General features: G+C 52.4%; 11 protein-coding genes. All 11 read right to left on the bottom strand.

What is annotated here, in order from left to right; translation table 11 throughout:
* A partial coding sequence (locus I2G61_RS05985; protein ID WP_195548045.1) for a M81 family metallopeptidase occupies positions 1 to 684 on the bottom strand: 684 nt, incomplete at its 3' end.
* Between the two features lie 43 nt (positions 685 to 727).
* Complete coding sequence (locus I2G61_RS05980) at positions 728 to 2,176, bottom strand: M81 family metallopeptidase (RefSeq protein WP_195548044.1); 1,449 nt, start codon at positions 2,174 to 2,176, stop codon at positions 728 to 730.
* Positions 2,177 to 2,418: 242 nt separating this feature from the next.
* Positions 2,419 to 4,464, bottom strand: coding sequence for a S9 family peptidase (locus I2G61_RS05975; protein ID WP_229100691.1), 2,046 nt, complete (start codon positions 4,462 to 4,464; stop codon positions 2,419 to 2,421).
* Positions 4,465 to 4,924: 460 nt separating this feature from the next.
* Positions 4,925 to 5,860 carry a nucleotidyl transferase AbiEii/AbiGii toxin family protein gene (locus I2G61_RS05970; protein WP_229056709.1) on the bottom strand — a complete coding sequence of 312 codons (936 nt, stop codon included), beginning with the start codon at positions 5,858 to 5,860 and terminating at the stop codon, positions 4,925 to 4,927.
* Between the two features lie 70 nt (positions 5,861 to 5,930).
* The gene (locus I2G61_RS05965; RefSeq protein WP_195395231.1) at positions 5,931 to 6,539 is read right to left on the bottom strand and encodes a DUF6088 family protein; all 609 of its coding nucleotides are present in this window, start codon (positions 6,537 to 6,539) and stop codon (positions 5,931 to 5,933) included.
* Between the two features lie 339 nt (positions 6,540 to 6,878).
* A complete protein-coding gene (locus tag I2G61_RS05960; RefSeq protein WP_195395230.1) occupies positions 6,879 to 7,670 on the bottom strand; it encodes an HAD hydrolase family protein in 792 nt (263 codons plus the stop codon).
* Between the two features lie 68 nt (positions 7,671 to 7,738).
* Positions 7,739 to 9,109, bottom strand: coding sequence for an MATE family efflux transporter (locus I2G61_RS05955; RefSeq protein WP_195548042.1), 1,371 nt, complete (start codon positions 9,107 to 9,109; stop codon positions 7,739 to 7,741).
* A 13-nt stretch (positions 9,110 to 9,122) separates the two neighbouring features.
* Positions 9,123 to 10,055: an AEC family transporter gene (locus I2G61_RS05950; RefSeq protein WP_195548041.1), complete on the bottom strand. Its 933-nt coding sequence runs from the start codon at positions 10,053 to 10,055 to the stop codon at positions 9,123 to 9,125.
* 92 nt (positions 10,056 to 10,147) lie between these two features.
* A complete protein-coding gene (locus I2G61_RS05945) occupies positions 10,148 to 11,560 on the bottom strand; it encodes a glycoside hydrolase family 1 protein (protein ID WP_195395228.1) in 1,413 nt (470 codons plus the stop codon).
* A 3-nt stretch (positions 11,561 to 11,563) separates the two neighbouring features.
* Entirely contained in the window at positions 11,564 to 12,973 is a 1,410-nt protein-coding gene (locus tag I2G61_RS05940; protein ID WP_195395227.1) for a glycoside hydrolase family 1 protein, read from the bottom strand.
* A 115-nt stretch (positions 12,974 to 13,088) separates the two neighbouring features.
* Complete coding sequence (locus I2G61_RS05935) at positions 13,089 to 14,303, bottom strand: MFS transporter (RefSeq protein ID WP_195395226.1); 1,215 nt, start codon at positions 14,301 to 14,303, stop codon at positions 13,089 to 13,091.
* Positions 14,304 to 14,310 lie beyond the last annotated feature (7 nt).

Genomic DNA, 14,310 nt, shown 5'->3' with positions numbered 1-14,310 from the left:
GTGACGGATGTAGCCGACATGCCAGGAACAGCTCAAAATCCGCGGATCCTGTTCCAGCTCATTCATAAACTGATTGATTGAGCGAACCGGCTCGTCCGTCGACACGCTCTGTTCCCCGCCGAGGATTAACGGCAGCTTGCGGTAAATCGCATGAATGTTCTGACGGTGCTTCAACAGATCGCATAACATCTGCGCGACCTGACGTTTGGTTTCATCCGCGTCGGTGTGCGGGGACTCGCGGTAGCTGCGCAGAATCGTGCAGTTGTCCACATATTCCTGGCACAGGTTGCCATGCGGATCACAGGCTACAGCGATCGGCAGATACGGGCCGGTCAGCTTGCGGATCGCGGCCAGGATGTGATGATCCCCCGAACCCAGACCTTCCACCTCGCTGGCGCCGTGCAGATGCAGATAGATGCCGTCGATCTCATGGAGATGTTCCTTGACCGTGCGGACAAACAGCGATTCGATGTAATCGAAGGTTTCGCGCGTGATCACGCCGGAGGCCCCGGCGCTGGCATACACGGACGGAATCACATCGATCCCGGCGGCCTGGAATACCTCGCCGACCCGCAGCTTGCGGACACAGTCGTCGCCGAAGCCGAGATCGTAGCTGCCGATCTCGTTTTTCCCCGGCACGTTGGCGTTGGATTCAGTTGTAAATAAGCCTACCATAACTTTCATCTTGATTTCCTCCTTGGAACACATTGATTCGAACTTACTGGCTTTAAATCTGATCGATCGGGAACATCGGCCGCATGATCCGCTTGAAGGGAATCGAAGCGGTGTCCTGCGGGGTCGCACCGTCGGTCAGCGACATGACGTAGAATTGGGCCTGCGCTTTGAAATCCGGGAAGATATAGCCTTGTTTCACGACCGTGACGTCGTAATCCGTCCATTCGATGCCGAGGTGGCGCAGCTGCGGGTTGACGATGATCGGCTGGCTGGTGTTTGAAATGATAATATCAATCGGCCGGTCTTTGACGCTTACCAGCGTGCAGCTGCCGAAGACTTTGATCAGTTCCTCGCCGACAAAACGCGCGATTTCACCATGGCTTTTCACGACGACGTCCAGCGGGACGCTTTCTGAAAGCGCGTCGTAGCCCACGCCCAGATCAATCCGGACTGTTTCGCCCGGCTGACAGGTTTTCAGCTGATCCGCGGTCTTCGGATCGCAGATCGGTGCGAACAGGAAGCTTTTTTTCAGTGCCTCCACCGCTAACACCTGACGCAGCACAAACGTGTTCCAGCCGGTTGCGCCGGAGGTCGTATTATCTCCGGAATCGGTGATCACCGCCGGGCTGCCCTCAAACTCCAGCGTCATCGCCAGCGCTTCCTCGGGCTTTGCGGTCAGACCAGTGTAATGGAATTCATGGCGGCGGTCCCAGACATACGCCGCCAACTGATCGGCGATCGTTTCCGCATAAGCCTGATCCTCGGTCCGGGCCGGCACCACGACGATGCCACAGCCGGCGACGTCGCAGTCATGGCGGATATAGCCGACATGCCAGGAACAGCTCTGAATCCGCGGATCCTGTTCCAGTTCGTCCATGTACCGGTTGATTGAGCGCACCGGTTCGTCTGCGGAAACGCTCTGTTCCCCGCCCAGAATTAACGGCAGCTTGCGGTACACGGCGTGAATTGCCTGGCGGTGCTTCAGCAGCTCGCATAACAAGCTCGTCACCTTTTCATAGGTTTCTTCCTTATCTGTATGCGGCGACTGCCGATAGCTGCGCAGAATCTGAATCGATTCGACATAGTCCTGTTTCAGATTGCCATGTGGATCACAGGCCACCGCGATCGGAACATAAGGGCCGACCAGCTTGCGGACTTCCTGAAGAATGTGATGATCACCGGATCCGCCTTCCAGCTCCGCGACCTCGCTCGCGCCATGAAGCATGAAATAAATTCCGTCGATCTCATGGAGATGTTCCCGTACCGCCTTCAGAAAGCAGCTTTCAATATAAGCGAACGCGCGCGGACTGACGACGCCCGCCGCTCCGGCATTGGCGTAAATCGAAGGAATCAGCTCGATCCCGTGCTTCTCAAAAACCGGACGGATCTGCATCTTCTGGATACATTCCTCGCCGAAGGCGATGTCATAATCCGTGATTTCACACTGATGGGGAATGTTGGCGTTGGATTCCGTAACAAACTGGCCGATCAAGACTTTCATAAGGAATTCCTCTCTTTCCATGTCCTGCAAGCTGAACTGTAATTTTATGGACAACTACCCTGAAAAACAAAAAAACCAATCTGCAGAACAAAAGCCCTGCAAATTGGTTTTGCTTGTTTTATAAAACAATAACAATCCAACTTCGTTTTTATTGTAAGCGATTTCGTCAGAGGTGTCAATCTTATTTCGGACCGGATTCGACGGGATTTTCCTTTCTTTTCAGCAAGGAAAAAGGGAGGCGGTTAACGTCCTTCTTTCCCTGAAAACGTCGCTTCCGATGATCCGTTCGCTGGACAATAGCGGTCAAGCCAGCGCTGGATTTCCGCGAGCCGGCGCAGACGGTGCAGCGGCTTGCCGCTGCGGCTCAGCTCATGATGTTCACCCTTGAAGCACACCATCCGGGTCGGTACGCCGCGATCGCTCAAAGCGGTAAACATCTGCAAGCCCTCGCTGATCGAACAGCGATGATCGTCTTCCGAATGCAGAAACAGCGTCGGCGTCTTGACCTGTCCGGCATAGCGCAGCGGCGAATGGCGCCACAGCCTGGCCTGATCCTGTTCATTCAGCGGATCCGCGCTCAGCTGATCGCGCACGAAATAATAGCCGAAGTCGCTGAGACCGTAGATCGTCATAAAATTGGCGATGGAGCGCTGACTGATGGCGCAGTCAAAGCGATGTGTATGGCCGATCATCCAGTTGACCATAAACCCGCCGTAGCTGCCCCCGCTCACCGCGATTCGTTTTGGATCGATCGCCGGATAGGCCTGAATGGCTTCGTCGAGAAAATCAGTCAAATTTTGATAATCCTCGCAGCCATACCGCCCGCGGATATCCGCAAACGCGTCCCCGCGGCCGACGGAGCCGACCGGATTGCAGAAAAGAACGAAATATCCCTTGCCCGCCAGCATCTGCATTTCATGGTGGAAAACTTCACCATAAGCGGTATTGGGTCCGCCGTGGATTTCCAATACCGCCGGATATCGTTGGCTTGAATCATAATGCCATGGCGTCAGAACCCAGCCGTCGATCTGCCTTCCGCCAGAATGAAATGACAGATACCGCGGCTGGATGACATCGCGATCCGCCAGCGCGTCCGCGTTCCAGCCCGTCAGCGAAGTCAGCTTGCCCTGCGGCAGTTGTGCCTGTTCGATTTCCTGAAGCCGATGGGCCCGCTGACCGACAAACCGCACGGTTTGTCCTGTCACGTCAAAATCGTCGATAGAACCGTTGAAATCCAGCACGCGTCTGAGATTTCCTTTCAGATCAAGCTGGAATAAAGGCGTCGTCCAGCCTTGAGTCATCGTAAAGTATAGCGAAGTCCCGTCCGTTTTTACCGCGCTGCCGCTGCTTAACCGGCAGTCGGTAACGATCGAGCTGCCCAGCGGATCATCCAGCTTTGCCAACAGCGTCACAGCGCTGGTATCCGGGTTCAGTGTGTAGAAGTTCAGCGATTCATTCTTGCCATATCGCAGTCCATCGGTCGCTGCGAACACGATCGTTCCGCTGACAAAACGTGGCTCTTTGATCCGCCGGTAAACCCCTTCTTCAATCAGCGTCGTCATACTTCCCGTTTGAGCGTCGAAGCAATACAAGCCTTCGCGTTGGGAAGCCTTCCGCTCGTAGGTCATCCCGGTAAACAAAGCTTTCCCCAATACAGGACAAGCGGAAACGCTGCCGCAGTTCATCCGCGGATCGGTCAGCGGGAATAATTCTGTGGTTAATGTGTCGTAAACAAACAACCGCATCCGTTTTCCCTGAATAACGCCGCGGCCATCCGCGCACCACGGCAGTTCTTCCAGCACGGTATAATCGGCGTTTTCCCGCTGTGTTTTTTGCCAGGCCTCAGCCTGTTCCGGATTAAAAGCATAAGCATCGGCGGCTTCCAGCTGAATTTCCGCCTTGATCAACAGCTGAGTTTTCGTTAATCGCTGAACATCCGCCGTCTTCAGCGGCAGCGCAAACGTTTCTTTCCATTCCTCCGTCGAACACAAGAATGTGGAAAACCGGGTTTGGGCAGAATTCGGCTGAACTGGGGCATCCGTGGATTTCACCCCGCTTAACAACAGTGTATCCGCGTCGAGAAACAACAGGACGCCTGGTTTTTCCAACTCGCAGACAGTCCGCCACTCTCCATTTTTATTCATTTTCAATGTATAGCGGTAACAATTTGCTTCCTTATCCATCCGTCCAGCAACACAGACAAATACCGGATGATCCGCATTGTGATTCCCGGTCAGTTTTGATAAAAAGCAGTAACGTTCAAGATCTTCCATTAAAACAGGTTCCATTCCGATCACGTTCCCTTCCTGCTTTTACTTTAACGTCTCTCAATATTGAAGAAAAGCCCCTGCAGTCAGATCGAATGAAATTCTCACCGTCATTCCCCTTCACTCTCTCAATTTGATTCAATTTTCTACGATACTAAGAAAATCACAAACAAAAAAGACTGTTTCCAGTCTTCAGCGTTTATGATCCGGCAACTGATTTCTCAGGCGCTTTCTTTCATGCATTTTTTCCATGCTTTGATCAACGAAAATTCGATAAACGTCCGCATAACTTCCGCATCTTCCTGTTCGTCATACGCTTGCAGCGCTTCATAATAAACATTCCGATCTTCGTCATCAAGGATCAGCGGAGGCAGATCCTTGATCTTTAAATAATAGTTTTAAAGCGTTCTTCCCGTTCTTCTGTTGCCATCACAGGACGATGGAAATAATCTAAAAACACAAAATCCTCACCGAATTATGCTTATTTGAGCATGTTGATTTCTTTTTCCAATTCCCGGACTCCAGCGATAACTGTCTCAAACTCAGGAACATCTCCGAAAAGCATATCTTTCATAGCCTCGTAGTCTGCCTTCAAAGCTGCAAAACGATACTCCGCTGGTATAAGCTTTAACGTCCCTGGCACAGCTTCCGGATACTTTGCCCAAGCCCGTGGATAAAACTTCATTTTGAAGTTCACAACCTTCTTCAGAAGATCAAGCTGCGAAAAGGCAGATTCCTTTACTGGGGAATCAGCCATTCGATATACGTCATAATAATGTCGGGAATAGCGCTGGGGCATTTCCAAATGTTCCGGCCTGTTCGCCTCATGATGTAAGATTGTAGCCTTTTCCCAAAATGTCCGTTCTGGAGCCACAGTCAAAATGGAGGTGCTTTTCTGGCGAAAAATATCCGGATAATACTTCGCGGCATAGGGTGTGATCTCGGCTGTCATCGCTGGCGTCCATGCCGCCAAGGCTCCAATTTCCAAACGAATCACCTGCAGGATTCTGGTATTGGTAAACAGTTTCGGATAAGAAAAAATGACTGTTTGCTTTTCTTTTTCATCCATTTTAATGTTTACTTCACAGCCAAGCTCTTGTGATAAATCCTTCCTGATTGCCAGGCAGAAAATTTCATTTAAAAAAATCTCTGCCCTGATGTTGGCCTCTTTGTTAAATGCATCCTGCTTTGTGTTTGAACGCTGTTCCCAAGGCTCGTCTTTGCCATATCCTAATATCCGCCAGTCCAGGATCAGATCAATATCTTCCGAAAACCGGTTGATCAGGTTGAAGGCTTTTGAAAGGCTGGTCCCCCCCTTAAATGTTATAAAATCCATCCAAGGAGACCGATGAAATAAATAATCGAGTGTAAAGCAAACCCAGAAGTCCTTTTCCACAACGGTATCATTCAGCCCCATTTTATGAGCTGTATTTCTAAAGAGTATCCGTTTATCATTGTCCGAAAATCTAGCAACATTGATCACTTTTTCAGTCCCTCTCCGCAATCTTCCGAATTGTATTATAAACCCAATCTGTGGACTCTGCCGCCTCTGTTAACATAACCTCTTTATCCTCTTTACTTAATCGAAAACGAAGTATCTGGATCGTTTTCTCTGTAACGTTTGCTTTCCCCAATGTTTTCAACGCCTGAATTACAAGGATCGTCATATAGGAAAGTCCTGTAATCTCTTTGTTTGTTCGATGCTTAAATTCCAGCTTTGTGGAATCCCATTCATAGGTCTTATAAGGACCATCGCTGATATAGGACCAAACCGCGGTTACCTGTGTAGAAAGTCCCAGCAAATTCAGAGCTGTATTCCCGCACGGGGCAATGCTCCAGTGATAATTCCGTGCCAGCGCTTTGGCCACGACTTCCGGATCTGCCGCTACATATTCCTTCAGCATTTCGCTGTATTCCGGCTTTTCATAAACTCCCTTTAGAACTCGTCGGATTAAGCCTGCCTGTGTCAAACGATTTAAATTTCGTCTTACCGTTTCTGTATCTGCAATATCAGCAAAATCTGCGCCGATGAAAACAGTTCCTTCGGCAGCATCCCGAATCCTTTCTTGAATCTTTCTGGAATAACTATTTGCCAAGTTAATTCCTCCTTTTGTCCCGAATATTATACAATATTCAGGACATTATTCCAATAGTATCTTTAAGTTATATTCATAGTATTAACTTGGAATAATCATATTCATGAAATAAGACATCACCTGACAAAAAGGTAAAATATCTACGCTATTTATTATTTGATTTTATAATCAACGCAGCTTGCTGCTCTTATCTTGCTTTCTGCTCAGGGTTCTTTGTTCCCTATCCTTAAATAATGCACTTTCCTAATAGAAAGAAAAGCAGAACACTTTTCGTGATTCCGCCTCTTTTTAAAGTCTTCATAATCTGCTGAGCGATTTTTAAGCAGGAAAGATAAATTCCTACCTCCTGCCGCTCTCGCGTGCCAGCGCTTCCGCCACCGACGTCACGACCCACCGCGCTTTTTGCCTGACCTCCGGCTCCGCCTGCGCCATGCAGTAGCTCGTTTCCACAACGTCAAACATCCCGACGTCATTTTCCGAATCGCCGATCACAATCACCTCGCGCAGCGGTACACCCACCCGCTCCGCAAGAATGCCCAGCGCGGCCGCTTTGGAACAATCCGGCCGGACCAGATCCAGATTATCAAAATCCGAGCTGACGATCTCCACGGTTCCCGCCAGCTTTTCCCGCAAGGCCCGTTTAACGCCGTCGCGCTGATCCGGACGGATAATGATCCCCAGATTCAGGATTTCCGCGTTCGGATCCACGGTCGTTTCTGCCAACGTCACCGAATCCAGCAGGGAACGGCGCAGCCGGTGCGGATGTCCATACGGATAATGCCGGCAGTCGCTGCTGATCCATTGCCCCTGGCAATTCATTTTCACCGTCGCGTCAACATGATGCCGCGCCAGCCAGCCGGCTACGTCCAGAAAAACCGCCGCCTTCAGGGTGCGCGTCATCCGCGTTCCATCGCTGAAGATCAATTCGGCCCCATTGCCGCCCAGATAATCGACCGCAAAGCCCAGATCCGCCGACACTTTCGGATACGCCTGATGAATCCGTGCAGTCGCTACCGTGAACACGTTGCCCGCCGCCCGCCAGCGCTGGATCGCCGCCCGGTTTTCCGCGCCGCTGTCGGTGACGTTGGGCGGATACAATGTTCCATCCAGATCCGATACAAACAGTTTCATGGTTTTTCCCTTTTCCTCCCTTGAACAGCCATCCCTTCTCTTGCCTCAACGATGGTCGTTAATCCGGATTAAACCGATAATTCCGCTTTTCCTTTTTCTCCTCGGATATAAGGATGAGTAGCATAAGCGTAAATCAGCTGCGCCGTCATCAGACACCAGATCACCGGTTCGCAGAAAATGACCGCGAGATACTGAAACCGCGGAATGAACACGAACGCGAATACAATCTTTCCCAACAGCTCGATCACACTCGACACCAGCGGAATCATTTTGGCGCCTAATCCCTGCAGCGCATACCGGGTTTCCAACAAGACGCCTAAAACGGCATAGAACGGTCCGACCACCCGCAGATACAAGGCCCCGTTGTTCAGCACGACAGCCTCCTGCGAGCCGGAAATCAGCTGAACCAGAGCCGGCGCGAACAACAACAGAATCACGGTTACCCCTGCGGCCATCGCGATATCATACAGCACAGCGCACCGCATCGCCTTGAGAATCCGCGTCCGCTGATCCGCGCCCCGGTTCTGTGAAACAAATGTTGAAATCGCCATCGCCATTGCGGAAAACGGCATGTTGAAGAACATGAACAGCTTGCGCGCCGCGGTATGCCCCGCGATCACCAGCGTTCCCAGATTGTTGATGCCATACTGCAGCACGACGGAACCCGCCGCAACGATGCTGCCCATAAAGCCCATCGACAAGCCCTGACCTAACATCTCCGCGTAAATTCCCCGCTTGACTTTAAAATGCCGGCGCTGCGGAATTAAGACCGGTGCTTTCTTCAAAATATAAATCAGACACAGGACGACGGAAATTCCCTGCGCGATGACGGTCGCGACCGCCGCCCCGCCGACGCCCATGTTCAGCTGCGTGATGAAAAACAGATCCAGCCCGATGTTCAGGCATGATGACAAAACTAAAAAGACCAGCGGCATGAAGCTGTTGCCGATCGCCCGAAGCAGACCCGCGCACAAATTATACGCGAACATGACCAGCGTGAACCGTGTGATCACCGAAATGTAGCTGAACGCCTCGGCGATGATCTCCGGCGGCGTATCCAGCATTTTCAGCAACGGCATTAAAATCACTTCCGCGCCTACTGTCAGCACCAGCGAAGTCAAAAGGCCGATCACGATCGAAGCCGCCACCGATTTTTTAAGCAGCTCCGTATCGTTGGCGCCGTAGCTGCGCGCCGTCACGATCGCCAGACCGTTGCCGATGCCTAACGCAAAACCGATCAACAAATCATAAATCGCGGCGCAGGAACCGATCGCCGCCAGTGACAAATCGCCCAGCGCATGGCCGACGATCATCGTATCGACGGTATTGTATAACTGCTGAAACACATTGGAAAAAAACAGCGGAATCGCAAAGAAAAGCAAGCTTTGAAAGATCGGCCCGTGAATCAGATCGACCTTGAATTGAAGACGTCTCGTCATGGAAAATTCCCCCTTATCCCATCGACATTGTAGCGGAAACCAGTACTAACGTAAACAGGGAAAAGACCGTGGAAAAGAAAACGCAGCGGCTGGTGTAGCTGGTATTGCCGTTATACTTGCGGCAGAAAATCGTGGCCGTGGAGGCGACCGGCGTCGCATTGACCAGCACGGCGGCGATCAGCTGCGGCGTGCTTAAATGCAGCGCCACACCCACGATCCAGGTCAAAAACGGCGCAATGATCAGCCGGAACAGACTGATCTGCACGATATCCTTCGATAATCCCGCGTTTGTCGATTCCCTGTCCAGCAGCGTCGATCCGACTAACAACAGCGCCAGCGGACTCATGCATCCGGACAAAGAACTGAACACCGCGTCCAGCCCGCCCGGCAGCGGAATCCGCGCCAGGTTGAACAGAAATCCCAGGATCATCGCGATCGTGATCGGATTGAAAAAGAATTTCTTCATCACGGACAGCGCCCCTGCCGGCTTCCACTCCGTATTGAAATATTTCTCCCCGGAGGAAAACGACAGAATCCGCGTCGGAATCATAAAGATGTTCGCATACACAACACCCATGCTTCCGCACAGCCCTTCGATCAAAGGCAGACCGATCAGCGAGCCGTTGGATATCAACATCGAATACTGCGCGATCCGCTTCTTTTCTAACGGCATCGACTTGGGCAAAAGCCGCGCCATTCCCAACACGAGCACGACCACGATCACACCCGCCAGCACCAACAGGAGGCTTTCTTTTAACACCGCGACGGAAACGCTGCGGTAAAAGGACAGGAAGATATTGACCGGCATGATCAGATTCAGAATCAACGTCGACAGAAAAGCATCGATCGGACCGTCGGTGACTCCTCTTTTCTTCAAAAGCAGACCCAGCCCGAAAAAGATCAGAATCTGCATTTCCACATTCAACAAAACAGACAAATCAAACATCGGTTTTCCCCCTTGCATTTAGAAAAGGCATCCGGATCGGACAGCCGCGGCGCAGGCCGGCGGTTGCCGCGAAGGATGCCTTAAAATTAAGCCTAAAGATCCTGATGCTCAGCGATAAACTGCTTGTACCAGAAATAGCTTTTCTTCGGCGTGCGCTTGCGCTGCGGATCGTCATAGTCCACGCGCACCAGACCATAGCGCTTCTTGTAGCCGTTGATCCAGCTGTAAAGATCCATCGTCGACCAGACGTAATAGCCCTTCAGATTCACGCCGTCCTGCTTCGCCTTCAGAATATAATGGAGATAATTGCGCAGGAACTCAATCCGCTCGTCATCTTCAACATAGCCGTTTTCATCCGCGACGTCGTAACAGCCGTGGCCGTTTTCCGTAACGTAGATCGGAATATCGCCATAGCGGCGTTTGCGTTCCATCAGCGTGTTGTAGGCGCACTGCGGGAAGATCTCGCGGCCCCAGTGATTGAGCTTGGTATTGGGATCGCGGTCGCTTTCAAACCAGCCGGCAATCGCCCGGGTCTCCCGCGCAGCACTCGCCGAACCGTCGTTGTTTCCGGCGTTGTTGACGGTGAAAGCAGTGATGCCGGAGGTGTTCGGTTTTACCAGCATCCGGCTGTAAATGTTCTGGCCTAAGAAATCAATCGTGTTGTGCTTCATGATTTCCAGATCCTCTTCCTTCACAAACGACAGGTCGATGCCCTTCGCTTTGACAGCGGCGATTAACTCCGGATCGTAAGCGCCCTTGATCGCCGGATCGAGAATCCAGTCGTTGCAGAAATAATTGCAATATTTGACGGCGTCGCGGTACTCCGGCGTATCCTGAAGCGCGGTCGCCGGGCCGCAGCCCTGCACCACGCCGATCTGCGCCTTCAGATTCAGCTTGCGGAACTCGCGGATCGCCTTGGCCGTGCAGACCGCCATGTTGTAAGCACATTGGCAATAGTGCTGCAGGTTAGTTTCATTCGGCGGATAGTTGCCGACGCAGTAATCGCAGTAAGCGTTGTGGTTCGGCTCATTGATCGTCACATACAGCGGAATCCGGTCGCCGAAGTGCTTGAACACTACGGAACAGTAAAACGCGAATTCATCGGCCACGCCGGGGTAGCACCAGCCGCCCTGATCGCCGATATAGTCCGGCAGATCATAATGGATCAGCGTAACGTTGGGCACGATGCCGTATTTTTCACACGCGTCCAGCACGCGGTCATAGAAGGCCAGACCGGCCGGATTGACGACATGGTCGTTTTTCGGCAGAATTCGTGACCAGCTGATGGAGAAGCGGAAGGTGTTCTGACCGCCCTCGGCCATCATCCGGAGATCCTCCTCGACATGATGATAGAAATCACAGGACACGTCGCCGGTGATCCCGGTCGTGTTCTTTTCGCTGTGGCAGAACTGATCCCAGATGCCCGGCCCCTTGCCGTCCGCGTCCCAGGCGCCTTCGCATTGATAGGCTGCCGTCGCGGAGCCCCAGAGAAATTTTTCAGCCATTGATCAGTCCTCGGTATGTTCGCGGATGAACTCGCGATACCAGTGATAGCTCTTCTTCGGAATCCGCTTCAGACCGTTGGCGTAATCGACATAAATCAAGCCGTAGCGCTTTTCATAGCCATTGATCCAGGAGTAGCAGTCGGTCGTCGACCAGGCATAGTAGCCCTTGACGTTGCAGCCTTCATTTTCTGCCTTGATCAGCCATTCAAGATACGACTTCAGAAATTCGATTCGTTCGTCGTCGTTGACCTCGCCATTTTCATCCGGCTGTTCATAGAGGGCATGGCCGTTTTCCGTGATGTAAACCGGAATATCGCCGTAGTCCTTTTTAATTCCCATCAGCATATCGTACACCGTCTTGGGATAAATCTCGCGGCTCCAGGCGTTTTTCGGCGTGTTCGGATCGACGTCGGTCTGGAACCAGCCCTTGACGGTATAGCCTTCGATCGTCTTGACCCCGGCTCCGACATTATTCGGATAATAGTTGGTTTCCCCGGATTCGTACGGTTTGACCAGCGCGCGGGTGTAGCAGTTCTGGCCGAGGAAATCGATCGTGTTGTACTTGATGATCTCCAGATCTTCTTCCTTGACAAACGACAGGTCGATGCCGCTTTCCTCTAACAGCGGGAACAGATCATCCGGGAATTTTCCCAGGATCGCCGGATCGGTAACCCACTTGTTTTTAAACAGATCCCCACGCCGCTGCGCCACGCGGTATTCCGGCGTGTCCTTAAGGATCTGGACGGTGTTGGTCGTGTGCACGATGCCGACCTGCGACGTCAGATTCAGCTTGCGGAACTCGCGGATTGCCTTGGCGTTGGCAACGACCAGATTGTAACAAACCTGCACCAGCGTCTGCACGTTGTGGATATTCGGCGGATAGTTGCCGGTCAGATAGGAACAGTATGCATTATGCGTTGATTCGTTGATCGTCACATATAATGGGATTTCATTGCCGAACTGCTCAAAGACGACCTTGCAGTATTTCGCGAATTCATCCGGGAAAATCGGATTGGCATACCCGCCCAGATCTTCCAGCCAGGCCGGGATGTCGTAGTGCAGCAGCGTGACATTCGGCGTGATGCCGTTTTCCCGGCATTCCTTTAAAACGTCCTTGTAGAAGGCGACGCCTTCCGGATTGACCTGGCCGCTTTGATCCGGCAGAATCCGCGTCCAGGCGATCGAGAAGCGCAGTGTGTTGTGGCCGCCTTCCTTCAACAGCCGGATGTCCTCTTTGTAGCGGTGGTAAAAGTCCGCCGCGACGTCGCCTGTGAAGCCCTTGACGTTCTTCGGTCCATGGCAGAACTGATCCCAGTTGCTTTCCCCTTTGCCGCCTTCGTTCCAGCCGCCTTCACATTGATAAGCCGCGCTGGCTGTGCCCCATAAAAAATCCTTTTTGACTTTACCGTTCATCGGTACCTCCTTCCAGTCTTTGCCGACTGATTTCTTTCTGATCTCCATTATAGAGATTTCTTATCGTTTTTTAAGCGCCTGAGCGACGCTTGGATAAAATTCTCAAAACTTCGTTTTATTCGCTTTGCGGCTTTGATAAATTGTTTTCACGCCCGGGCTTCAGCAGCCGGTTAAGCGCCGTCAAAAGCACCGCCGCCAGCAGCGCGTAGACGATCAGATAGCTGTAGGACGCCGGATAGCTTTGGGTGGCGGTAAACAGCGCGCTGAACAGCATCGTGCCTAAAAACGGGCTGAACAGGGTATAGGTTCCCTGAACGCTGAAATTGCTCGGGTAATATTTCTTACCAAAGGTTGTCAGAATATAGGCCGAGGAGATCGTCGGCACCGCGCCGAAGCTGAGTCCGACGAAAATAAAGCTTACCGCCAGCAGCGTTGTGCTGCCCAGCGTAAAGGCGCCGTACAGGATCGCAACGGCGGTCAGAAACAGCGTCGTAGCGATGCCCATGGCCGTCTTGCGGCCGATTTTATCGTAGATAATCCCGTAGAACACGCGCGAGAGTGAGTTGAACAGCGAGATGATCATCGACAGGGTCGCCGCCATCGTCGCGCTGATCCCAAACGACACTCCGCAGCTGACCGCGGTTCCGGTCAGTGAGCTGCATCCGGCCAGCACCAGTACGCTCCAGAGGAAGTAAACGTAAAAGCGCGCGCTTTTCATCATCTGGCCGGTGGAGACCTGGCCTTCCTCCTCGGTTTCCAGCGTCCCGGCCTGCTTCACGACCCCGCGCGGCCGGACGACGACTGCCGTCAGCAGCGACAGTCCGAACGCAATCCCCGCCAATAAGGTCATCGCCGTGCGCCAGCCTGTGCTTTCAATGATCAGCGAGGTCGGCACATTGAACACAAATGCCGTCAGACCCGCGCCCATCACCAGAATCCCGCTGGCCAGACCCGGCTTGTCGTTAAACCACGTCATGACGCTCGTCAATAACGCCTTGTAGGCAAACCCCGCGCCCAGGCTGAACATCACGCTGTAACAAACATAAATCATCATCACGTTCTCCGCCCGGCTGGTCAGAAACAAACCGGCCAGAATCATCAGACTGGCCGCGATCATGCTTGCCCGGAAGCGGACGCGGTAATAGATAAATCCGCTCAGCACGCCGCCGGCGCAGAAACAGATCTGGCAGACTGAGAACACGTTGGCAACGCTGGCCGCCGACACGTTCAGTTCGGCGCTGACCGCCCCGGCAAAGACCGTCCAGTTATACATCAATCCGAACACGCACATCGCCAGCGAGCCCAGACCCAAATAGAAATATCGCTTCATCGTTTTC

It is taken from the genome of Holdemania sp. 1001095H_141210_F2 (genome assembly GCF_015558105.1).
Lineage (GTDB): Bacteria > Bacillota_I > Bacilli_A > Erysipelotrichales > Erysipelotrichaceae > Holdemania.
Note: the sequence above shows the minus strand (reverse complement) of the source record. Positions and strands in the feature narration are given on the sequence as shown.